This is a genomic window from Streptomyces sp. NPDC044033, from assembly GCF_056434425.1.
Window position 1 is genome coordinate 275651 of sequence record NZ_JBWKFF010000005.1, and the last position, 20939, is coordinate 296589.

The following is a 20939-nucleotide window of genomic DNA, read 5'->3' on the forward strand; positions in this document are numbered from 1 at the left end:
CGAGGAGACCGCATGCCCGATCACGCCGCCACCCCGGAGCCGCTCGGCGAGCCCGGCCGGCCCGCCGCCCAGGCTCCCGCCGTCCGCGCCTCCGACCAGGAGCGCGACGCCGCCGCGGCCCTCCTCGGTGACGCCCTCGCCCTCGGCCGCCTCTCCGCCGACGAGCACTCCGAGCGGCTGGAGGCCGTCTACCAGGCACGTACCCGCGCCGAACTCGTCCCGCTCACCGCGGACCTGCCCGCGCCCGAGCCCGGCCGGTCCCTCGCCGACCCTGCCGGTACCGAGCCCGTGACCGCCCTCTTCAGTAAGATCCGGCGCGGCGGCCAACTGCCCGTACCCCCGCACTCCGTCGTGCACGCCCGGTTCGGCGCGGTCGTCCTCGACCTGCGGCACGCCGTCTTCACTCGGCGCGAAGTCGTGATCGAGGCCAACTCCTTCTGCGGCAAGATCGAGATCCTGCTGCCCGACGAGGCGCAGGTCTACGACACCGGAACCGCCCTCTTCGGCAAGCGCTCCCTGCCCGGCAAGACCCCCAAGGGGGGCTCGGACGGCCCGGTGGTGCGTATCACCGGGCGGTCCGTCCTCGGCCATGTGCGGCTCATGCGGAACTTCAAATGGCCCTGGCGCGAGTGGCGTTGAGCCATTCGTCCTCGGCGGCGTAATCGCAGAGCCCGCCTTGCGGGCCGGCCCCGGCCAGCAGCGGGAACGACTCCCGCCAGTCCCTGACCGCCAGTTCCCCGGCCAGCCACTCCACCGTCCGGGGCAGCGACTCGGCGTAACCCGTCACCGCCCGGTAGCCGAGCTCGCGTTCGGCCGCCGACATGTCGTACACCACCGGCCGCGCCACGCTCCACGGTGTCTCCCCGACGCCCGGCCGCGGGGGCGGCCCATCGACCGGCACCAGCTCGCTCTCCACCCCCGCCACCGCGTCCACCGCCGCTGATATCTCCGCCACCGACAGCGCCTCGGGGTCGCCGGCGTTCAGCACCCGCGACCCGGGCCGGGCCGCCGCGAGCCGCACCAGCTCCGCGAGATTGTCGACGTGCACGGTGTGGAAGCGGCTCTCGCCGCGCCAGGCGAGCACCCGCACCGGACGCCCGTCCAACGCCCGCTTGACGAAGTACAGCTCCCGGGGCAGAACGGAGTACGGGCCGTGGACGGCGCCCGCCCGCAGCAGCGTCGTCGGCAGCCGGTCGCCGGCCGCCAGCATCTCCCGCTCCAGCGCCACCTTCCGCGTCCCGTACGTCAGATCGCTCGGCACGACCGTGCGGTACGACTCGGCGATCGGCACCGGATAGGCGGGGAAGCCGTCCGGCTCGTTCTGCGTGTCGAAGCTCCGGCCGCTCTCGTCCTCGTACACCGCGCCGCTGGAGATCACCACGGCCGACCCGATGCGGTCCGCCAGCCCCAGCAGCTGCCGCGCGTGCCCCCGCCCGTACGCGACGCAGTCCAGCAGCACATCGCACCCGTCCCCGAGGGCCGCCGCGAGCGCCGCGCCGTCCTCCCGGTCCACCGCCACCGCCCGTACGCCCTCGGGCCAGCCCGCGTCCCGTCCGGCGCTCCTCGACGCCGCCCGCACCCGCCACCCATCGGCCGCGAGCGCGCGCACCGCGGCCCGTCCGATCTGCCCGGTCGCCCCGAGCACGAATACGCTTCCGTCCGTCATGACCGGGACGGTACGGCCACCGCGGGCGGCGCGCCCATCGACTTTCGCCGTGCGCTGATCCGCCGTCAGCGCAATGGGCGCGCGGACCGCCGGGACTGGTCGGCCTTCTTCGCGTCCGTCGCGTACTGATCCACGTACTCCTGCCCGGACAGCCGCAGGATCGCGTACATGATCTCGTCGGTCACGGCCCGCAGCGCCAGCCGTTCGTCGCTCAGCCCCACGAACCGCGAGAAGTCCAGCGGCTCCCCGAACCGGATCGTCACCGGCCTGATCCGCGGCAGGGACCGGCCCGGAGGCTGGATCTCGAACGTGCCGACCATGGCGCACGGCACCACCGGCACCCGCGCTCGCAGGGCCATCGCCGCGACGCCCGTACGCCCCTTGTACAGCCGCCCGTCGTGCGACCGCGTGCCCTCCGGATAGACCCCCAGCAGCCGGCCCTTGCGCAGCACCGACAGCCCCGAGCGCAGTGCGCCCTGGGACGCCTTGCCGCCGGAGCGGTCCACCGGGATCTGTCCGGCCCCGCGGAAGAATGCCGCCGTCAGCCGGCCCCGCACCCCCCGGCCCGTGAAGTACTCCGACTTCGCGAGGAACGTGATTCTGCGCGGCAGGATCACCGGCATCAGGAAATGATCGGAGAACGACAGATGATTTCCCGCGACAATCGCCGCGCCGTCGTCCGGAATATGGTCGATCCCCTCGATTCTCGGCCGGAACAACAGCCTGAGCGGTGGCCCCAGGAACACGTATTTGAGCAGCTGATAGAACACGGCGGCCGCCTTCCCCCTCGTCCCAGTGCTGACGCACAGTAGTCCGGCGGCGGCCGGCTGGGGAGGGGCAGGACAGCCCCGTCCGGGGACGGCGCACGCCCGTACCGCACAGTGCGGTACGGTGGCCTCCGCGGCCACCGGCGGCTGGTGGGGGGACAGCGGTCCGGCCGCGGCCCGCTGCCGGGCCCTCCTGCGGCCTCAGTTCCCCCGAGCCACCACCACCCCCACCGTCAGCAGCCCCAGTACCACCCAGGCGAACCACAGCCAGCCGTTGCTGCCCAGCGCCACGCTGTAGCCGGTCACCGCGACCAGTCCGCCCACCGTCATCCCCGCCATCGTCCGTGCAGATCCGGGCATGTTCCGCACCTCCTCAAGGCGGCCCGGCGATAAAACGCGAGGACCGCGGTCAGGGGACCATCGTCACCCCGCCGCGGTCCTCACCGCCAGACGGCTACTGGCCTCCGCGTGCCTGGAGCGTCGCGAGATAGGCGTTGTACGCCGCGAGCTCCTGGTCGCCGCTGCGCGCCTCCATCCGGTCCGAACGCCGCGCCTGCCGCTGCTCGGACTTGTACCACTGGAAGACCAGCGCGATCAGCACGACCACCGAGGGGATCTCGCTGAACGCCCACGCGATACCGCCCGCCGCCATCTGATCCGAGAGCGGATCGACGCCGAGCGAGGCCGCGGGATGCATATACGTGGTGATCATCGGCTCCGAGCCCATCATCAGCGCGATACCGAAGAACGCGTGGAACGGCATGCCCGCGAACAGCTCCAGCATCCGCATCACATAGCCCGGCCGGTGCGGCCCCGGGTCCACGCCCATGATCGGCCAGAAGAACACCAGGCCCACCGCGAGGAAGTGCACCATCATCGCGATGTGCCCCACCCGGCTGCCCATCAGGAAGTCGAAGATCGGCGTGAAATACAGCCCGTAGAGGCTCGCGATGAACAGCGGAATCGTGAACACCGGGTGGGTGATGATCCGCATATACCAGCTGTGCAACAGCGCGACCAGCAATTCGCGCGGCCCCTTGCGGCCGCGCGCCGCCGTGGGCAGCGCCCGCAGCGCCAGCGTCACCGGCGCCCCCAGCAGGATCAGAATGGGGGAGAGCATGCTGATGACCATGTGCTGCACCATGTGCACGCTAAACATGGCCATGCCGTAGTCATTGAGCTTGGTGCACATCACCAACGCCACCGTCAGCACGCCGATGACATACGACACCGTGCGCCCCACCGGCCACGCGTCCCCGCGCCGCCGCAGCCGCACCACGGCCCAGCCGTAGAGCGCGAGCCCCAGCAAGCAGCCGATCATGAAGAAGGCGTCGCCGCTGAACTCCAGGCTCCGTCCCAGCGTGAACGGCGGCAGATCCATCATCATCATGCCGTGACCGCCGTGGTCCATCCGCTCTCTCCTACTTCGTACCAATGCGCCCGCACCAGAGTAGAACCGCCCCCGGCCGGAGTCCCGGCCGGGGGCGGCTTCGGCGCTGATCGCGTCCGTACGCGGGTGAGCGGGCGAGAACGGCCCGGAGATCAGCTCAGAGCACGCACTCGGCCTCGCCGTACCGCTCGGCGGGCACCGTCTTGAGCGTCTCCACGGCCTCCGCCAGCGGCACCAGCGTGATGTCCGTGCCGCGCAGCGCCGTCATCATCCCGAACTCGCCCCGGTGCGCCGCCTCCACCGCGTGCCAGCCGAACCGGGTCGCGAGCACCCGGTCGTACGCGGTCGGCGTGCCGCCCCGCTGCACATGGCCCAGGATCACCGGGCGCGCCTCCTTCTCCAGGCGCTGCTCCAGTTCGATCGCCAGCTGGCGGGCGACGCCCGCGAAGCGCTCGTGCCCGTAGACGTCGGTGCCGCCGATGTCGAAGTCCATCGACCCCTCGCGCGGCTTCGCGCCCTCCGCGACCACCACGATGGCGAACTTCTTGCCCGCCTCGAAGCGCTTGCCGACCAGCGCGGTCAGCTCGCCGATGTCGAACGGCCGCTCCGGCACGACGATGGCGTGCGCTCCCGCGGCCATGCCCGAGTGCAGGGCGATCCACCCCGTGTGCCGCCCCATCACCTCGACGATCAGCACCCGCTGATGCGACTCCGCCGTGGTCTTGAGCCGGTCCAGGGCCTCGGTCGCGACGCCGACCGCGGTGTCGAAGCCGAACGTCACATCCGTCGACGCGATGTCGTTGTCGATGGTCTTGGGCACCCCGACGATCGGCAGCCCCGCGTCCGACAGCAGCCGCGCCGCCTTGAGCGTGCCCTCACCGCCGATCGGGATGATCGCGTCCAGCCCCAGGTCCCGGACGTGGCCGCGGGCCCGTTCCACTCCGTCGCACAGATGCGCGGGCTGCACCCGGGACGAGCCGAGGATCGTTCCGCCACGCGCCAGGATTCCGCCGACCGCGTCCAGGTCCAGCTTGCGGTAGTCGCACTCCAAAAGCCCCTTCCACCCGTCGTGGAAGCCGATGACCTCGTCACCGTGGTCGACGACCGCCCGGTGCACGACGGACCGGATGACGGCGTTCAGGCCGGGGCAGTCGCCGCCGGAAGTGAGCACACCAATTCGCATGGCACGAAAACCTTTGCAACAGGGCCGGTTGACCGGACCCCGTCGTCCGGCTGGATCATCCCCGCCACCCTACAAGCGCGGGTGGCGGGGAGGCCGATCCGTCCGTCATACGGGCCGATTCGCCATGCGGCCTCGCGTCGCCCCCGCTACGCGGGCTGCGTCGCCGACGCGATCCGCTCCGCGCGCAGCGCCTCGTACCACTGCTCGTCCACCGGCGGCAGCGCGTTCACATCGAGCGCCAGCTTCAGCATCAGGTCCGCGATCAGCGGATTGCGGGCCAGCACCGGGCCGTGCATGTACGTACCGAAGACGGTGTCGTTGAACGCGCCCTCGGTGCCGTCGCCCGTGCCGTTGCCCTTCCCGAACCGCACCCGCGCCAGCGGCCGCGCGGTGGGACCCAGATGTGTGACGCCCTGGTGGTTCTCGAAACCGGTCAGGGGCGGCAGACCCAGCCGCTCGTCGATGTCGCCCAGCACGTCGCCGACGCACCGCTCGCCCTCGCCACGGGTGCTGACCACGTCCAGCAGCCCCAGGCCCTGCTCGCGCTGGCCGAGGTCGTTGATGAACTCGTGGCCCAGGATCTGGTACCCGGCGCACACCGAGAAGACGATCGCGCCGTTGGCCACCGCCCGGTTCAGCCCGCCGTCCCGGCGCAGCCGCTCGGCCGCCAGCCGCTGCGGCCGGTCCTCGCCGCCGCCGATCAGATAGATGTCCCCGGAGGTCGGAAGCTGCTGGTCGGAGCGGACGTCCAGACGCTGGACGTCCAGTCGGCGCTGGCGCGCGCGCCGCTCCACCACCAGGGCGTTGCCCTGGTCCCCGTACGTGCTCAGCAGGTCGGGGTAGATCCACACCAGGCGCAGACTGCTCTGGCTCATGCGTAAGGCTCCTTATGCGGGTGTCAGTTGCCGACGCGGCGGCGTACGTCCTGGAACGCGGTGTAGTTCGCGATGACCTCGATCCGGCCGGGCGGAGACATCCGCACGGCCTCGTCCACGTCCTCGCACACCCGGAAGTCCAGCCCCGCGACCTCCAGCCGCACCGCCAGGTCCAGCTTGCGGTCGCCGATGACGAGGATCGGGTGGCCGGCGAGGCGGGGGTAGTCCACGTCCCACAGCCACGAGGTGTCCGTGCCGTCCGCGCCGCGCGCGTTGACGGCGAGGATCACCGGCGTGGGCGGGGGGTCGATCAGCGAGAACGTCTCCAGCCAGCCGGCCGGGTTCTTCGCCAGCAGCAGCCGCAGCTCCCGCTCCATGAACGTCACCACGTCGTACCGCCCGGCGACCGCCTGGACCGAGTACATCCGCTCCAGCGCCACCTGCGGCGGCACCCCGAAGGCGGCGGCCACGGCCGCGGAGGAGGTGGCGTTCGCCTTGTTCGCCCGGCCCGGCAGCTGGAGGTGGATCGGCCACGCGCTGCCGTGCGGGTCCAGGACGTAGTCGCCGGAGAGCGCCCAGCTCGGCGTGGGACGCCGGAAGCCGCACTCGGCGCAGAACCAGTCGTCGCCCGGGCGCTGCATCACACCGCCGCACGAGGGGCACGACCAGGCGTCGTCCTTCCACTCCTGGCCTGCCGCCACCCACACCACGTTCGGGGACGAGGACGCCGCCCACACGATGAGCGGGTCATCGGCGTTCGCGATCACCACGGCCTTGGTGCCGGCCAGGCCCTCGCGCCACTTCTCGGCCAGCATGCGGGTCTCCGCGGCCCGGTCGAGCTGGTCGCGGGAGAGATTCAGCAGTGCGATGGCCTTGGGCTCCACATCGCGCGCGACCCCCGCCAGATACTTCTCGTCCACCTCGATCACGCCGTACCGCGCGTCGGACCCGCCGGCCAGCGCGGAGGTGATGCCCGCGGGCATGTTGGCGCCCAGCGCGTTCGAGACCACCACTCCGCTCGCCCGCAGCGCCTCGGCGATCAGCCGGGTCGTCGTCGTCTTGCCGTTGGTGGCCGACACCAGGACTACGTCCAAGTGCGTCGCCAGCCGGGCCAGCAGGTCGGGGTCGAGCCTGAGCGCTACCTTGCCGCCGATCACCGATCCGCTGCCGCGGCCCGCGGCCCGCGATACCGCCGCCGCGGCCTTGCCCGCCGTCACGGCCAGCTTGGCCCGCGGGGACAGCGGCTCCGTGTTCCCTGCCATCGTCCTAGATCCTCCTTGCATCCGGCGCCGCGCCTGCCTCATGTGTCCGCCGGCGGAACGCCCCTCCGCGCCGAATCGCCAGCCGGGAGGCATCGGTCAGGGATCAGCCTATCGAGATCCGACCGTGGGCCCGAACCTGCCGCCCGCGGACCGTACGCTTTGACGCATGCGAAACGGCACGATCCCCGGCAGCCGCGGACTCATACGGCCGATGCGGCTGCTCGGCGATCCGGTCCTGCGGGCGCCCTGCGCCGAGGTCGAGGAGTACGGCGCGGCCCTCGCGACGCTCGTCGAGGACATGTACGCGACCATGTACGCGGCCCATGGCGTCGGGCTCGCGGCCAATCAGATCGGCGTGCCGCTGCGGGTCTTCGTCTACGACTGCCCCGACGACGAGGACCGCCGCCACCTCGGCCACATCGTCAACCCCCGGCTCGTCGAGGCCGACGGCGTGTACGTGCGCGGGCCGGAGGGCTGCCTCTCGCTCCCCGACATCGAGGCGGGCACGCCCCGCTTCGACCGCGCCGTCGTCGAGGGCTCGACGACGGACGGCGCGCCGGTCCGGGTGGAGGGCACGGGCTTCTTCGCCCGCTGCCTCCAGCACGAGAGCGACCATCTCGACGGGGGCCTGTTCACCGACCGGCTGACGGGGCTGCGCCGGCGACGGGCGCTGCGGGCGGCCCGGCGGGCGCCGTGGTCGACGCCCGCCGGGCCCGCCGCTCCCTGAGCGCCGCCGTCCGCCGCCCGCTCTCAGAAGCCGGGGCCGTCCGGCCGGTCGCCGGCCGCGGCCAGCCGCCCCCACAGCAGGTCGGCGAGGTGCCGTACCAACTCGGCGCGGGAGAACGGGCGCTCGCGCAGCCACCAGTCGCCCGCCGCGTGCATCATGCCGACGATCCCGTGGCCCCAGGCCCGCGCCAGCTGGTCGCCGCCCGGCCCGAGGTCGACCCGCTCGGCGATCACCTGGGCCAGCTCCTCGCCGAGCCGCCGCAGCAGCGGCGCGGAGTGCCGGCCGACGTCGAACCCCTGCTCCGAGGTCTGCTCCTCGTCGGCGGGGTGCATCAGGAACCGGTACACCTGGGGCCGGGTCTCGATCGCCACCAGATACGTATCCAGCGTCGCCTCGACGCGGTCGCGGCGGGGGACGGGGGAGCCGAGGGCCGCGCGCAACCCGTCGAGCAGGGCGTCGGTGTGGCGCACGGCCAGCGCGCGGTACAGCCCGCCCTTGTCGCCGAAGTGCCGGTACAGGATCGGTTTGGTGATCCCGGCCTCGGCCGCGATGGCGTTCATCGACGCACCCGGCCCGTCCCGCATCACCACCCGGTCCGCGGCCTCCAGCAGCTCCTTGCGCCGCGCCTGTGCGGCCCGCCGCTGGTCTTCCCGCTGACTGGTCTCCATCATGTGCCTCCCCGCCCCCGTGACTCTTGACGCATGCGCAACGTAACACCCGTTCCACTCAGCGGATCCGGGTGCCGTAGCAGGTTGACAGGGCTTACTGGTGAGTAACACACTCGTGTTACCGCTAGTAACAAATAGTTGGAGGGGTCATGGCCGAGTTCACCATGGAGCTGAACGAGGACCAGAGGGAGGTGCGCGACTGGATCCACGGCTTCGCCGCCGATGTGATGCGCCCGGCGGCGGCCGAATGGGACGAGCGCGAGGAGACCCCCTGGCCCGTCATCCAGGAAGCGGCCAAGATCGGCATCTACTCGCTCGACTTCTACGCCCAGCAGTTCTTCGACCCCACCGGCCTCGGCATCCCCATGGCCATGGAGGAGCTCTTCTGGGGCGACGCGGGCATCGGCCTGTCCATCGTCGGCACCGGCCTCGCCGCCGTCGGCGTCCTCGCCAACGGCACCGAGGAACAGGTCGGCACCTGGATCCCCCAGATGTACGGCGACGCCTCCGACGTCAAGGTCGCCGCCTTCTGCTCCTCCGAACCCGACGCCGGCTCCGACGTCGCCGCGATGCGCACCCGCGCCGTCTACGACCAGGCCAAGGACGAGTGGGTGCTGAACGGCACCAAGACGTGGGCGACCAACGGCGGCATCGCCAATGTCCACGTCGTCGTCGCCGTGGTCGATCCCGAGCTCGGCTCCAAGGGCCACGCCTCCTTCATCGTCCCGCCGGACACCCCCGGGCTCTCCCAGGGCCAGAAGTTCAAGAAGCACGGCATCCGCGCCTCGCACACCGCCGAGGTCGTCCTGGAGGACGTCCGCGTCCCGGGCCACTGCCTGCTCGGCGGGAAGGAAAAGCTCGACGGGCGCCTCGCCCGCGCGCGCGAACGCGCCAGGACCGGCGGCGAGCGCGTCAAGAACGCCGCCATGGCCACCTTTGAGGCGTCCCGGCCGGCCGTCGGCGCCATGGCGGTCGGCACCGCGCGCGCCGCCTACGAGGAAGCCCTCGAATACGCCCGGACCCGTTCCCAGTTCGGCCGGCCCATCATCGACAACCAGGGCGTGGCCTTCCAGATCGCCGACATGCGGACCCAGATCGACGCGGCCCGCCTCCTGGTCTGGCGCGCCTCCTGGATGGCCGCCACCGGCAAGCCCTTCACCTCCGCCGAGGGCTCCATGTCGAAGCTCTTCGCCAGCGAGACCGCCAAGAAGGTCACCGCCCAGGCCGTCCAGATCCTCGGCGGGAACGGCTTCACCCGCGAATACCCGGTCGAGCGCATGCACCGGGACGCGGCCATCTACACGATCTTCGAGGGCACCAGCGAGATCCAGCGCCTGGTCATCGCCCGTACCCTGTCGGGCATGCCGATCCGCTGAGTACGTACCGCGGAACAGCGCGGGCCCCGGCCGTTTTCGGCCGGGGCCCGCGCCGTTGTCACCGCCGCAGCAGTTCCAGGACGGCCGCCGCGGACCACGAGAAGTTCGAGGAGTTGCGCCCCGCGCCGGTGAGCGGCTGGTAGTTCTCGTGGATCGGCCCGTTCCCCAGCAGGCCCCGGGCGTGGCGCAGGAGATGTTCCTTGGTGGTCTCCGCGTCATGGTGGTAGCCGTACTCGCGCAGGCCGAGGATCGCGAAGTACGCCTGGTCCAGCCAGACCAGCCCGCGCCAGTACCCGGTCGGGTCGAACTCCGGGTTGTCGCGCGCCACCGTCGGCAGCGGCATGTGGGTGGCGAACTGCGCCGGGTCGACGAGCGCCGCCCGGACCGACGCCGCCTGCCGGCCCGTCGCGACGCCCGCCCACAGCGGGATGGCGCCCTCGATGCCCTTGCCCGCCGAGGTGAGCGGCCCGCGGCCGTCCGTACCGCAATCGTGGAAGAAGCCGTCGGCCGGGTCGTACATGCGCACCTGGATCCGGTGCCGCAGCCCGTCCGCCTGCCGGTGCCAGTCCGCCGACTCCGCGTGCCGCCCCAGGACGCCCGCCGCGCGGGCCAGGTAGCGCTTCTCCGCGTACAGGTAGGAGTTGAGGTCCACGGACTCCTGCGCCAGCGAGTAGCCGACCGTACGTCCCCCGCGGTCGGTGTTGGCGACCACGTCCGCGCCGTCGAAGCGGGGCGCGTTGTCCATCCCGCTCTCCCAGGCCGCGGCCAGCCTCCGCTCCTTGGTGCTGTCGTTGGCCGGATCGACCGTGGCCCCGTACTCCGCCAGGCCGTTGTGGTCGTGGTCCCGGTCGCGGTACCACCACGCGTGATACGCCGTCAGCTTCGGGTACATCCGGCGCAGGAACTCCCGGTCCCCGCCGCGCTCGTACACCTGCCAGACCGCCCAGGCGGCCAGCGGCGGCTTGGAGTTGCGCTCGTTCCAGTTCTGGCCGCCGGTACCGGCCTTGTTGTAGAACACCGCGTCCGGGACCATCCCGGCGTCCTGCGGGCGGTCCTCGGAGGCCGCGGTGATCTGGTAGTCGAACATCGCCTCGATGGCGGAGGCGGCCAGCCGGGGCGCGAACAGCGCCGTCGAGGCGGCCTCCTTCCACGAGTCCCACGCCCAGAAGCCGCCCGCGAAATCCTTGTTGGTGATCGATGGCGTGATGCCGTCCGAGCGCAGCGCGCCGGCCGGGCTGCGCCAGTTGGTCACCAGGGTCTGTACCGCCTTGGCCGCCGTGCGGCGGCGGCCCGCGTCCACGTCGTGCAGCGCGCGGGACAGGTACTCCCGCCAGCGCTCGTCCCCGCGGGCGGCGACCCGGCCGGGGTGTGCGAGCGCCTCCCGCACAGCCGGATGGTCCTTACGGCGCTCGGCTTCGGTGAAGGTGTAGGACTCGCTCCAGACGAACGCCGCCGTCCCGCCCGGCCGTACGGTCACCGGCTCGCGCGCGACGGTGCGGTAGCCGTCGCCGTGGACCGTGGTGTGCACCGCCCCGGTGTGCACCACCTCGAACCGGGCGGCGGCGGTGGTGAGGTAGTCCGTATAGGAGCGGACCCGGGCGAAGCCGACCGCCACGCCCGTACGGGTCGCCCGGAGCCGGGGCGCGCTGCGGACCGGCTCCTCGGTGTGGCGCAGCAGCGTCCCCGACCAGGAGGCCCGCAGCGTGCGGGCCCGTCTGCCGCTGTTGTGGACCGTCGCTTCGACGAGCGCGGTGCGGTTACTGGCGTAACGCAGCGTCAGGGTGATCCGCAGCCCGTCCGCGTGGAACGACTGGAGCAGGAGTCCGGGCGCGGACTGCACCGTGGGGGAGTGGTCCTCGGACGGTTCGACGGCCCGGTGCGACCGGGTGTCGAGGAGGGCGAACCGGGAGAACGACCGGCTGAGGTACCAGGGGTACTCCTCCGCCAGGTACAGCGGTCCGCTGAATCCGCCGAGGCCGTCGCGGTCCGAGGGGGAGGGGAGGCCGTACGCGTGCCATGCGCCCAGGTCCGCGAAGACGTTGAGCGGATTGTCGCCCGGCGGCTTGGCGGTGGTGGGCAGTCCGTGGAGGTCGAGCAGGTCGTGGAGGCCGTGCCGGAAATCTGTGGTGAGCGGTGTTCCGCCGGATGCGGACTGCGACTGCGTCGTCTGCTGGTTCTCCGACGCGAGCGCCGGTGCGGCCGGCAGCAGCGTGGCCCCCAGCGGTACGAGCGACGACGCGGCGAACCGCCTGCGGGACAGATCCGACATGGGAAACCTCACGTGACGAGGGGGTCTGGCAGGGGAGACCCTAACTCCGGGGGGTGCGTCACTTTAAGCCCTTGACTCTCGTCGGTCTCCTGGTTCACTCCAGTGACATAAAGGCGTATTCCGGACCGGTTCGCATCGTCTGTGTCGATCGCGCGGGCCGCCTGCCGCCTGGAGCGTCATCGGCCCGATCGCCCTTCGGGCGGCGGTCGGTGATTCCGGCCGCCGGGCGCCGAGCGGCGCCCTATGGCGCCGATGGTCGCGGCCGAGTCCGTACGGTCGCCGTTTACCGGGTATTGCACCTCTCGTCAGATGTGCGTATGCGGCTGTTTCCCCTTCAACATTCCGTGAGGCCATTTCGTGCAGTTGCGTGGAGATGCCACGCTTCGACTATGCGCCGTCAAGAGGATCTTTCGCGAACAAGCCCCGAACAAGCCTCGGTCTCCGCGCGTCGCTGAGCTGGGCGTACCGGGAGTGTGTCGCCTTTGTCCGCCGGGCGGCAGGGGGGAGGTCTTTCTCTGCGCGCTGAAGATCGGCGCAAAGACGCCTCTCATCAGGCGACTTTACGATAGTCAGGTTGTCGCATGACCATTCCTTGGTTTAACTGTGGGTGAGGGGTCGTCAGCGGCCCGTGCGGGACCCGTGCGTCACCCCTCATGACCGGCCGCCTGTGCTCGGCGGGCCGCAGCCGGTGGAACACATCGACGCGACCAACCGCTGGAGGTTTTCCATGGAATATCCCAATCGGCTCCGTGACGCTATCTCCCAAGACGAGACCACGCCCCTGATCGGCGTTTTCGATATGTTCTCCGCCTCCGTGGCGGCCCAGCACTACGACGGCATGTTCGTCTCCGGATTCGGTTTCGCCGCATCCCATTACGGACTGCCGGACATCGGATTCATCGCGTGGCCCGACATCGTCGCGTTCGTCCAGCGGCTGCGGCTCGCATTCCCCCGACAACACCTGCTCGTCGACATCGACGACGGTTACGTCGACCCGGAGACGGCCTGCCACGTCGTCCAGCACCTGGAGGCGATCGGCGCGTCCGGGGTGATTCTTGAGGACCAGCAGCGGCCCCGGCGCTGCGGCCACGTCGACGGCAAGCAGGTACTCCCGCTGGAGGCGTATCTGGAGAAGCTCGACATGGTCCTGGCCGCGCGCCGCGACCTGGTCGTCGTCGCCCGCACCGATGCCACGGAAGAGGGCGAGATCCTGCGCCGGGCCGAGGCGCTGGCCGCCACGGACGCGGATGTGATCCTCGTCGACGGGGTGCGCAGCGTCGACTGGATCCGCAAGGTCCGCGAGGTCATCGGCGACAAGCCGCTGCTGTTCAACCAGATCGCGGGCGGCAAGTCGCCGCGGCTCTCGCTGCCCGAGCTGAGCGAGCTCGGCGTCGACGTGGCGATCTACAGCACGCCGTGCCTGTTCGCGGCCCAGACCGCCATCGACCAGGCGCTGGCGGAGCTGAAGAAGGCCGAGGGGCGGCTGCCGCAGTTCACCGCCGAGAGCGTGGGGGTCGCCGAGTCGCTGGCTCTGCTGGAGCGGAACATCAGCCGGAACCACGCACCGGCCGGCGCCGCGATCTGATCCGGCGCGGGCCCGCGAAGCCCGCGCCCATCGCGAAACGGGGAGGCCCCGGTCAGCCCGACCGGGGCCTCCCCGCACTCCCGCCCGTACGCGGGCGACCCGTCCGGCGTACGCGCCGACCGCCGCGCTCCCGGCCGTACCGCCACGGCCGGCCGCGCCGTGCCCCCTGCCACCCCGACCGTTCCCCCTATGGCCCATCAGGAAGGAAGAGGGAGACCCGGATGCCGCTGTCGCTCCTATCCCGCAGGCTGCGCGCTCTGGCGCGCGGCCGTGTCGACTGGTACATCGTGGCCCTGCTCGCCACGGTCGGACTGGCCGCACTGCTGCCCGCCGACGGCACACCCGCCGAGGCCCTCGGCGTCGCCACCAAGGTCGCCGTGGGACTGCTGTTCTTCCTCTACGGCGTCCGGCTCTCGCCGCAGGCGGCGCTGGGCGGGCTGAGCCACTGGCGGCTGCATCTGCCCATCCTGCTGTGCACCTTCGCGCTCTTCCCGCTGCTGGGCCTCGCGCTCGGGCAGCTCCCCGACTCCGTACTCAACGCGGAGCAGGCCACCGGCATCCTCTTCCTGTGCCTGCTGCCCTCGACGGTGCAGTCCTCCGTCGCCCTCACCTCGATGGCGCGCGGCAACGTGGCCGCCGCGATCTGCTCGGCGTCCTTCTCCACGCTGCTCGGCGTCGTCCTCACCCCCCTGCTCGCCGCGCTGCTGCTGCGCGGCGGCGCGAGCGGCACCGTCCCCTTCTCCCTGGGGCAGGTCACCGACATCGTGATGCAGCTGCTGCTGCCCTTCCTGGCCGGACAGCTGGCACGCCCGCTCCTCGTGGACCTGGTCACCCGGCACCGCATGCTGACGCTGGTGTGCGACCGCGGGTCGATCCTGCTCGTCGTGTATGCCGCGTTCAGCAAGGGGATGACGGCCGGCATCTGGCAGCGGACCTCGGTGGGGCGGCTGCTCGTCCTCCTCGTCCTGTGCGGGGCGCTGCTGGCGCTGGTGCTGACGGTCGCCGCGAAGGGGTCGCGGCTCTTGGGCTTCGGCCGGGAGGACCAGGTGACCGCGGTCTTCTGCGCCTCGACCAAGAGCCTCGCCAGCGGCCTGCCGATCGCCACCGTGCTCTTCGCGGGCGACCAAGTCGGCCTGGTGATACTGCCGTTGATGCTCTACCACACGCTTCAGCTGATGGTCTGCACGGCCCTGGCCCGCCGCCTCGCGCGCCGCACCGCCGATCCGGCGGCGCCGCGAGCGGTGCCGAGGGACGCCGCCCGTACGGACGTGGCGCCAGGCGCCTGAGAGCCGGTGCCGTGCCATCGGGACGGCTGGCAGCATGAGGGCATGAGGACAGAGCATGTGGTCACCTATCTGGAGATGACCGAGCACGCCCAACTGCGCCCCGGGCGGCCCGCCGAGGGTGTCGTACTGGAAGAGACGCCGGCCGGCTCCGAGACCCTGGCCGCGACGCAGGCCGCGGTGGGCGCGCCGCACCAGTGGTCCGGCGGGTGGCTGAGCCGGCGCCACGACGAGCGGATGCGGCACTGGCTGATACGCGTGGACGGCGAGGCGGCGGGCGTACTGAGCGTGCGCGCGGAATCCGGCGGCAGCGTGGAGATCGATACGTTCGGCCTGCGGCCCGAGTACGTCGGGCGGGGGTACGGCGGGCACGCCCTGACGCTCGCGGTCCGGCAGGCGTGGGACCAGCCGCCACTGGACGCGCCGGCGGTGCGCCGGGTCTGGCTGCACACCTCGACCCGCGACCACCCGCACGCGCTGCGCAACTACGAGCGCCGCGGCTTCCGGCGCTACGCCGAGGAACGGGAGACGCGCGAGCCGGGCTGAGGGCCTGTGTCATCTCCCTGGCCGGACCGGGCCGTGGCGTTTCGGCAACGCCGCGAGCGTGCGTGCCAGACGTCACGCGTCCGACCAGGGAGGCGACACAGGCTCTGAGGCGGATCGGGACCGTGGCGCCGGCCCCGGTCCGTACGGCGGCGGAGCCCACGGGGCGGTCCGCGCCCGGCGCGAGCCGGTAGCGGGCCGCCCCGTCGGGCGCGGCGGCTACTCGCGGGGCCCGATGACCTCCGAACCCTCCGTGATGGTGATCGCCATCGCCGGGCAGGAATCCGCCACGTCCAGCGCGCTCTCCTGCGGGTCTATCTCCTCTTGGACCGCGCGGGCGCGCTCGGCGTCCAGCCGGAACAGCTCAGGAGCCGTCCCCGCGCAGATGCCCGAACCGATGCACACACTCCGGTCCACGTCGATGTGCCATGTCATCGCTCACCACCCCACCGGCATCGAGCGCGGCCCGCGCACGAGCATTTCCGTCTTCCACACGATGTCCCCCGTGATGTGCAGCTCGGGCATCCGCAGGACCAGGGCCCGCAGCGCCTCCTGGAGTTCGAGCCGGGCCAGCGGCGCGCCCAGGCAGTGGTGCGCGCCGTGGCCGAACCCGAGATGACCGCCGCTCTCCCGCCGCACGTCGAGCCTGCCGGCCTCGGTGAAGCGCAGGGCGTCGCGGTTGGCCGCGCCGACGGCCACCACCACGGGCTCCCCGGCGCGTACCAGCGTGCCGCCCACCTCGACGTCCTCGGTGGCGTACCGGGCCTGGCTGGCGCCGATGCCCAGCGGCACGAAGCGCAGCAGCTCCTCGACGGCGGCCGGGATGAGGTCCGGGTCCTCGCGCAGCAGGGCGAGCTGCTCGGGGTGGCCGAGCAGGGTGTAGACGAAGTTGGGGATCTGGGAGGCGGTGGTCTCGTGCCCGGCCACCAGGATGCCGACGCAGAGGTCGACCAGCTCCAGCTCGGAGAGCCGGTCGCCCACGTCGCGCGCCTCGATCAGGGAGGTCATCAGATCGTCGGCGGGGTGGGCGCGGTGCTGCTCGATCAAGCCCCGCATGTACTCGCGCAGTTCCTCCCGGCTGGCGTGGAACTCCTCGGCGGTCAGGGAGCTGGTGGACAACGCGTTGTCGCTCCAGACCCGGAAGCGCGGGCGGTCCTCGGTGGGCACCCCGAGCATGCGGCAGATGACGCCGACGGGGATCGGCAGCGCGTAGTCCTCGACGAGGTCGGCGGGCGGCCCGGCCTCGATCATGCCGTCGATCAGGCCCTCCGCGAGCGCGCGTATGTCCGGCCGCAATTTCTCGACCTGGTGCACCGTGAACGCCTTGGCCGAGAGCCTGCGGAGCCGGGTGTGGTCGGGCGGGTCCATGCTGAGGATGCCGGAGTTGGTCTGGGCCTCGGACTGCCGGGGCTCGTCGTGGTGTGCGGCCTCGGCGCGGCTGAACCGGCGGTCGCCGAGTACGAGCCGGGCGTCGGCGTAGCGGGTCGCCAGCCATGCGGGATCGCCGTATGGCAAGCGGACCCGCAGCAGCCCTTCCCGGCTGCGCGCGTCCTCGTAGAGATCCGAGAGCGTCAGCGCGGTCGCTTCGTTGAACGGGTAAGCCGCGGGTTCGATGTCGGTGGCGGTCACCTGTGCCCCTTCCGTCTTCCGTTGTAAGCGTCTGCTTACATAAGGTAGGACCGACGGCGCGGGTGGTCAACGGTCCGTCAGGTGGTATTCCGGGCTATGCTGACGGCCATTTCGGGGGAGGCTCGCGGGATGACCGAAGACCGGCCGGAGCGCAGGCGGGACGCCGAGGCGACCAGGCGAGCCCTCATCGACGCGGCGACCGCGCTGTTCACCGAGCGGGGCTACGAACGCACCACGGTGCGCGACATCGCCGCCCGCGCGGGCTTCAACCAGGCCCTGCTCTTCCGCTACTTCGGCTCCAAGAAGGCGCTGTTCAGCGAGGTGGTGGCCCGGCAGGGGTGGCAGCAGGTGCGCGACACACCGCCCGAACGGCTGCTGGAAGTCGCCCTGCGCGGCCTCCTCGACCCCGGCGAGGGCCACCGCGACCGGACGCTGGAGGTGTATCTGCGCTCCACCGGCACCGGCGAGGCGCGCAGCGAGACGCGCCGCCTCCTCGGCCGGGAGTACACGAGCGTCCTGTCCACCCTCACCGACGCCGCCGACGCCGAGCTGCGTTCCGACCTGATCCTCGCCTGGCTCCTCGGCATCGGGCTCACCCGCACCGTGATCGGCAAGGAGCCTATCGCGGACGCCGATCCCGAGGACATCTGCCGCCTGATGCTCCACGCGGCCCGTACGCTCCTGGAGAAGCTGCCCGACGACAGCGCCCCCTGACGGGCAGTCAATTATCGGTCAGCGTGAGCATGTTCAGGATTCGCTGAGCACGGAGAACAGGGCGCCGTCCGGATCGCGCAGCCCGGCCACCCGGCCGTGCATGGAGTCCCGCGGCTCGTCCATGAGCTCGCCGCCCAGCTTCTCGGCCTCGCGCACCGCCTCGTTGACGTCCGCCACCGGGAAGAAGACATGCCACCGGGGCCGGATGCGAGGGTCCACCGCCGCCTCGGTGCCGCCGCCGTGCAGGGCCGCGACGCTGCGCCCGTCGACGTGCAGCACCACATGGTCGTGCTCCCACCGCACCTCGTAGCGGGCCGGGTCCCGGTCGTCCCAGCCGAAGACGTTGCCGTAGAAGATCGCCGCGTCGAAGGCGTCCCGCGTGCGCAGCTCCGTCCAGACCGAGGAGACCCCCGACCGCAGACCGCTGCCCGCGCTGCCGGTCGCCTCCCAGATGCCGAACGCGGCCCCGGCCGGGTCGGCGACCAGCGCGATGCGGCCCGCCTCGAACTCCAGGGGGCCCACCGCCACGGTCCCGCCGCGCTCGCGGATCGAGGCGGCGGTCTCATTCGCGTTCTCCGTGCCGAAATACGTCGTCCACGTCACCGGGTACTCCCAGTCGCGGGCGACCTCGCCCACGCCCGCGACCTCCGTGTCCCCGGAGAAGGCCCGCAGATAACGGCCCCATGGCTCTGGCCCCGTCACAAACCGCCACCCGAGCAGCGGACCGTAGAAGTCCGCCGCCCCGTCGAGACTCCGCGCCATCAGGCTGACCCAGCACGGGGCGCCTGTCATACACCCAGCCGTCACACCGGATACCTCATATCTTTCCGCCCAAAGTGCGCATTCAGTCTATGCCTGCCGCCCCCACGACCTCAGGTGAAGCGGCCGAGACCGGCGAGAATTCTGTCCGGATGCAGCGGCAGCTCGCGGAACCGGACGCCCGTCGCGTGATACACCGCGTTGCCGATGGCCGCCGCCGTCCCCACGATGCCGATCTCGCCGATCCCCTTGCTGCCCATGGGGTTCAGCCGCCCGTCGTCCTCATCGAGCCAGTGCGCCTCGATCTCCGGCAGGTCCGCGCAGGCGGGCACATGGTACGAAGCCAGATCGCGCTCCGCGAAGTCACCGAAGACCGGGTCCATCGTGCTCCCCTCCAGCAGCGCCATGCCCAGCCCCATCGTCATCGCACCGATGAACTGGCTGCGCGCCGTACGGGAGTTGAGGATCCGCCCGGCGGCGAAGACGCCCAGCAGCCGGCGCACCCGCGTCTCACCGCTGTCGACATCGACCTGCACCTCGGCGAACTGTGCCCCGAAAGAGTGCTTCGCGTACGGGGAGGCCGCCTCCTTCTCCATCTCCGCCGCCGTGTCCGCCACGGCGGAGAGCCCCGCCGCCGGAACCTCGCCCCCGTGCTCGTCGAGCCGCGCCCGCAGCGCGCGGCACGCCTTGTCCACCGCCCAGCCCCAGGACGCGGTGCCGGAGGAGCCCCCGGCGAGCGGCGCGGCGGGCAGCGCACTGCTGCCGATGTCGATGCCCACCCGGTCCAAGGGCACGTCGAGCGCGTCGGCCGCGACCTGCGCCAGCACGGTACGGGCGCCTGTACCGATGTCCGTGGCGTTGACGCGGACCCGGAAGAGGCCCCCCGGCTCGGTCCTGGCCTCGGCCCGCGAGGCCATCATCAGCACCGGGTACGTGGACGACGCGACACCGCTGCCGATGAGCAGCCGCCCCTCGCGCCGGGACCGGGGGCGGGGATCACGCCCGTACCAGCCGAACCGCCGCGCGCCGTCGTGCAGAGCGCCGACGAGATGGCGGCTGCTGAACGGCTTTCCGGTGTCCGGCTCCACGGCAGTCTCATTGCGGGCCCGCAGTTCCACCGGGTCCAGCCCGGCCCGCTCGGCGAGCTCGTCCATGGCCGACTCCAGCGCGTACATGCCCGACGCCTCACCCGGCGCCCGCATCCACGACGGGCTCGGCACGTCCAGCGCCGAGACGTGGTGCGTGGTGCGGCTGTTCGGTGAGGTGTACATGATGCGGGCCGGGACCGCGGCCTGCTCGACGAACTCCTTGATGGTGGAGGTCTGGGTGACGACCTCCTGTGCCAGCGCCGTGATCACCCCGTCCTCGCCCGCCCCGAGCCGCACCCGCTGGATCGTCGGCGCGCGATGCCCGACGACGGCCGCCAACTGCGCGCGGGGCAGCGCCAGCTTGACCGGGTGCCCGGTGTGCAGCGCCGCCATCACGGCCAGTACGACCTGGGGCCGCGGCGTGCCCTTGGCGCCGAATCCGCCCCCGACGTGCTCCGAGACGACCGTGATCCGCTCCTCGGCCACCCCGAAGAGCGCGGCCAGCGTGCGCTGCACGGTCGTCGCGCCCTGGCTGGAGTCGTGCACGGTCAGCCTGGAGCCGTCCCACTCGGCCGTGGCGGCGTGCGGCTCCATGGGGTGGTTGTGCAGGCCGGACAGTGTGTATGTGGCGTCGACGCACACCGGCGCGGCCTTGTACGAGGTGTCGAAGTCGCCCCGCACCCGGGTCCCCTCGGCCCCGGCGTTGGCCTCCTCGCACGCGTACAGCCCCGGATGGCCGGCGGTGAGCACGACATCGTGGGCCCGCGTCTCGTAGTCGACGCGGACGGCGGCGGCCATGGCGCGCGCCGCCTCCGGGGTCCGGGCGACGGCGAGGGCCACGTACCAGCCGCGGTGCGGTACCTCCCCGTCCTGGAGGACCCACAGGATCGGGTCGTCGCATTCGCCGAGGCGCGGCGCGTTCTCATGGGTGAGGACGGCGAGGGCTCCGGGCTCGGACAGCGCCTCCTCCACGTGCACCGCGGTCACTCTGCCGCAGGGCACAGTGGCGGGCACCGGCCAGGCGTACGCGGTGCCCGCCGGGGTGTGCTCGGCCGCGTACCGGGCGGTGCCGGTGACCTTCTCCAGGCCCTCCAAGCGGCCGATCGGCGCGCCGAGAGCCGGACCTGCGCTGTGCGTACGAGGCATGCGAACGCT

Annotated in this window: 20 protein-coding genes; 7 read left to right on the plus strand and 13 right to left on the minus strand. The window is 71.9% G+C overall.

Annotated features, from left to right (window positions below):
• The first annotated feature begins 12 nt into the window (after positions 1 to 12).
• A complete protein-coding gene (locus AC07AB_RS12700; protein ID WP_478564449.1) occupies positions 13 to 639 on the plus strand; it encodes a DUF1707 SHOCT-like domain-containing protein in 627 nt (208 codons plus the stop codon).
• Here AC07AB_RS12700 and AC07AB_RS12705 read toward each other — a convergent pair.
• From AC07AB_RS12705 to AC07AB_RS12735, 7 genes are all read right to left on the minus strand, one after another.
• Complete coding sequence (locus AC07AB_RS12705) at positions 611 to 1666, minus strand: NAD-dependent epimerase/dehydratase family protein (RefSeq protein ID WP_478564452.1); 1056 nt, start codon at positions 1664 to 1666, stop codon at positions 611 to 613. The genes AC07AB_RS12700 and AC07AB_RS12705 overlap by 29 nt on opposite strands.
• Before the next feature lie 65 nt (positions 1667 to 1731).
• On the minus strand, positions 1732 to 2436 hold the full coding sequence (locus AC07AB_RS12710) for a lysophospholipid acyltransferase family protein (RefSeq protein ID WP_478564454.1): 705 nt from the start codon (positions 2434 to 2436) through the stop codon (positions 1732 to 1734).
• Positions 2437 to 2634: 198 nt separating this feature from the next.
• Positions 2635 to 2793, minus strand: a complete 159-nt coding sequence (locus AC07AB_RS12715) for a hypothetical protein (protein WP_478564457.1) — start codon at positions 2791 to 2793, stop codon at positions 2635 to 2637.
• A gap of 94 nt (positions 2794 to 2887) precedes the next feature.
• On the minus strand, positions 2888 to 3844 hold the full coding sequence (locus AC07AB_RS12720) for a cytochrome c oxidase assembly protein (RefSeq protein ID WP_478564460.1): 957 nt from the start codon (positions 3842 to 3844) through the stop codon (positions 2888 to 2890).
• Between the two features lie 136 nt (positions 3845 to 3980).
• Positions 3981 to 5006 carry a 6-phosphofructokinase gene (locus tag AC07AB_RS12725; RefSeq protein ID WP_478564463.1) on the minus strand — a complete coding sequence of 342 codons (1026 nt, stop codon included), beginning with the start codon at positions 5004 to 5006 and terminating at the stop codon, positions 3981 to 3983.
• Positions 5007 to 5152: 146 nt separating this feature from the next.
• Positions 5153 to 5881, minus strand: coding sequence for a type 1 glutamine amidotransferase (locus tag AC07AB_RS12730; protein WP_478564465.1), 729 nt, complete (start codon positions 5879 to 5881; stop codon positions 5153 to 5155).
• Between the two features lie 23 nt (positions 5882 to 5904).
• A complete protein-coding gene (locus AC07AB_RS12735; RefSeq protein ID WP_478564468.1) occupies positions 5905 to 7143 on the minus strand; it encodes a MurT ligase domain-containing protein in 1239 nt (412 codons plus the stop codon).
• A 166-nt stretch (positions 7144 to 7309) separates the two neighbouring features.
• Here AC07AB_RS12735 and def point away from each other — a divergent pair, with 166 nt between their 5' ends.
• Positions 7310 to 7870 (plus strand): peptide deformylase, encoded by a 561-nt coding sequence (def, locus tag AC07AB_RS12740; protein WP_478564471.1) that lies wholly within the window; start codon positions 7310 to 7312, stop codon positions 7868 to 7870.
• A gap of 23 nt (positions 7871 to 7893) precedes the next feature.
• Here the strand turns inward: def and AC07AB_RS12745 are convergent, their stop codons facing one another.
• Complete coding sequence (locus AC07AB_RS12745; RefSeq protein ID WP_478564474.1) at positions 7894 to 8538, minus strand: TetR/AcrR family transcriptional regulator; 645 nt, start codon at positions 8536 to 8538, stop codon at positions 7894 to 7896.
• Between the two features lie 149 nt (positions 8539 to 8687).
• Here AC07AB_RS12745 and AC07AB_RS12750 point away from each other — a divergent pair, with 149 nt between their 5' ends.
• Positions 8688 to 9914, plus strand: coding sequence for an acyl-CoA dehydrogenase family protein (locus AC07AB_RS12750; RefSeq protein WP_478564477.1), 1227 nt, complete (start codon positions 8688 to 8690; stop codon positions 9912 to 9914).
• Between the two features lie 58 nt (positions 9915 to 9972).
• On the opposite strand, the gene AC07AB_RS12755 is transcribed toward AC07AB_RS12750, so the two are convergent.
• Positions 9973 to 12183: an MGH1-like glycoside hydrolase domain-containing protein gene (locus AC07AB_RS12755; RefSeq protein ID WP_478564480.1), complete on the minus strand. Its 2211-nt coding sequence runs from the start codon at positions 12181 to 12183 to the stop codon at positions 9973 to 9975.
• 727 nt (positions 12184 to 12910) lie between these two features.
• Between AC07AB_RS12755 and AC07AB_RS12760 the strand changes: the two genes are divergently transcribed.
• The 3 genes from AC07AB_RS12760 (at position 12911) to AC07AB_RS12770 (ending at position 15597) form a co-directional block, all read left to right on the plus strand.
• Positions 12911 to 13768 (plus strand): isocitrate lyase/PEP mutase family protein, encoded by an 858-nt coding sequence (locus tag AC07AB_RS12760; RefSeq protein WP_478564482.1) that lies wholly within the window; start codon positions 12911 to 12913, stop codon positions 13766 to 13768.
• A 221-nt stretch (positions 13769 to 13989) separates the two neighbouring features.
• Complete coding sequence (locus tag AC07AB_RS12765; protein WP_478564485.1) at positions 13990 to 15054, plus strand: bile acid:sodium symporter family protein; 1065 nt, start codon at positions 13990 to 13992, stop codon at positions 15052 to 15054.
• A 42-nt stretch (positions 15055 to 15096) separates the two neighbouring features.
• Positions 15097 to 15597, plus strand: a complete 501-nt coding sequence (locus AC07AB_RS12770) for a GNAT family N-acetyltransferase (RefSeq protein ID WP_478564488.1) — start codon at positions 15097 to 15099, stop codon at positions 15595 to 15597.
• 216 nt (positions 15598 to 15813) lie between these two features.
• Here the strand turns inward: AC07AB_RS12770 and AC07AB_RS12775 are convergent, their stop codons facing one another.
• Both AC07AB_RS12775 and AC07AB_RS12780 read right to left on the minus strand, forming a co-directional pair.
• Entirely contained in the window at positions 15814 to 16029 is a 216-nt protein-coding gene (locus tag AC07AB_RS12775; protein ID WP_478564491.1) for a ferredoxin, read from the minus strand.
• A gap of 3 nt (positions 16030 to 16032) precedes the next feature.
• A complete protein-coding gene (locus tag AC07AB_RS12780; protein ID WP_478564493.1) occupies positions 16033 to 17223 on the minus strand; it encodes a cytochrome P450 in 1191 nt (396 codons plus the stop codon).
• A gap of 129 nt (positions 17224 to 17352) precedes the next feature.
• Here AC07AB_RS12780 and AC07AB_RS12785 point away from each other — a divergent pair, with 129 nt between their 5' ends.
• A complete protein-coding gene (locus AC07AB_RS12785) occupies positions 17353 to 17937 on the plus strand; it encodes a TetR/AcrR family transcriptional regulator (protein ID WP_478564496.1) in 585 nt (194 codons plus the stop codon).
• A gap of 33 nt (positions 17938 to 17970) precedes the next feature.
• Here the strand turns inward: AC07AB_RS12785 and AC07AB_RS12790 are convergent, their stop codons facing one another.
• Complete coding sequence (locus tag AC07AB_RS12790; protein ID WP_478564499.1) at positions 17971 to 18729, minus strand: VOC family protein; 759 nt, start codon at positions 18727 to 18729, stop codon at positions 17971 to 17973.
• Positions 18730 to 18809: 80 nt separating this feature from the next.
• Entirely contained in the window at positions 18810 to 20930 is a 2121-nt protein-coding gene (locus tag AC07AB_RS12795; RefSeq protein WP_478564502.1) for a xanthine dehydrogenase family protein molybdopterin-binding subunit, read from the minus strand.
• Between the last annotated feature and the right edge of the window lie 9 nt (positions 20931 to 20939).

Excerpts from the sequence above, each read along its gene's own strand:
- AC07AB_RS12700 (WP_478564449.1), top strand. The coding sequence starts at position 13 with ATGCCCGATCACGCCGCCACCCCGGAGCCGCTCGGCGAGCCCGGCCGG.
- AC07AB_RS12705 (WP_478564452.1), bottom strand. The coding sequence starts at position 1,666 with ATGACGGACGGAAGCGTATTCGTGCTCGGGGCGACCGGGCAGATCGGA.
- AC07AB_RS12715 (WP_478564457.1), bottom strand. The coding sequence starts at position 2,793 with ATGCCCGGATCTGCACGGACGATGGCGGGGATGACGGTGGGCGGACTG.
- AC07AB_RS12720 (WP_478564460.1), bottom strand. The coding sequence starts at position 3,844 with ATGGACCACGGCGGTCACGGCATGATGATGATGGATCTGCCGCCGTTC.
- AC07AB_RS12725 (WP_478564463.1), bottom strand. The coding sequence starts at position 5,006 with ATGCGAATTGGTGTGCTCACTTCCGGCGGCGACTGCCCCGGCCTGAAC.
- AC07AB_RS12730 (WP_478564465.1), bottom strand. The coding sequence starts at position 5,881 with ATGAGCCAGAGCAGTCTGCGCCTGGTGTGGATCTACCCCGACCTGCTG.
- AC07AB_RS12735 (WP_478564468.1), bottom strand. The coding sequence starts at position 7,143 with ATGGCAGGGAACACGGAGCCGCTGTCCCCGCGGGCCAAGCTGGCCGTG.
- def (WP_478564471.1), top strand. The coding sequence starts at position 7,310 with ATGCGAAACGGCACGATCCCCGGCAGCCGCGGACTCATACGGCCGATG.
- AC07AB_RS12745 (WP_478564474.1), bottom strand. The coding sequence starts at position 8,538 with ATGGAGACCAGTCAGCGGGAAGACCAGCGGCGGGCCGCACAGGCGCGG.
- AC07AB_RS12750 (WP_478564477.1), top strand. The coding sequence starts at position 8,688 with ATGGCCGAGTTCACCATGGAGCTGAACGAGGACCAGAGGGAGGTGCGC.
- AC07AB_RS12755 (WP_478564480.1), bottom strand. The coding sequence starts at position 12,183 with ATGTCGGATCTGTCCCGCAGGCGGTTCGCCGCGTCGTCGCTCGTACCG.
- AC07AB_RS12760 (WP_478564482.1), top strand. The coding sequence starts at position 12,911 with ATGGAATATCCCAATCGGCTCCGTGACGCTATCTCCCAAGACGAGACC.
- AC07AB_RS12765 (WP_478564485.1), top strand. The coding sequence starts at position 13,990 with ATGCCGCTGTCGCTCCTATCCCGCAGGCTGCGCGCTCTGGCGCGCGGC.
- AC07AB_RS12770 (WP_478564488.1), top strand. The coding sequence starts at position 15,097 with ATGAGGACAGAGCATGTGGTCACCTATCTGGAGATGACCGAGCACGCC.
- AC07AB_RS12775 (WP_478564491.1), bottom strand. The coding sequence starts at position 16,029 with ATGACATGGCACATCGACGTGGACCGGAGTGTGTGCATCGGTTCGGGC.
- AC07AB_RS12785 (WP_478564496.1), top strand. The coding sequence starts at position 17,353 with ATGACCGAAGACCGGCCGGAGCGCAGGCGGGACGCCGAGGCGACCAGG.
- AC07AB_RS12790 (WP_478564499.1), bottom strand. The coding sequence starts at position 18,729 with ATGACAGGCGCCCCGTGCTGGGTCAGCCTGATGGCGCGGAGTCTCGAC.
- AC07AB_RS12795 (WP_478564502.1), bottom strand. The coding sequence starts at position 20,930 with ATGCCTCGTACGCACAGCGCAGGTCCGGCTCTCGGCGCGCCGATCGGC.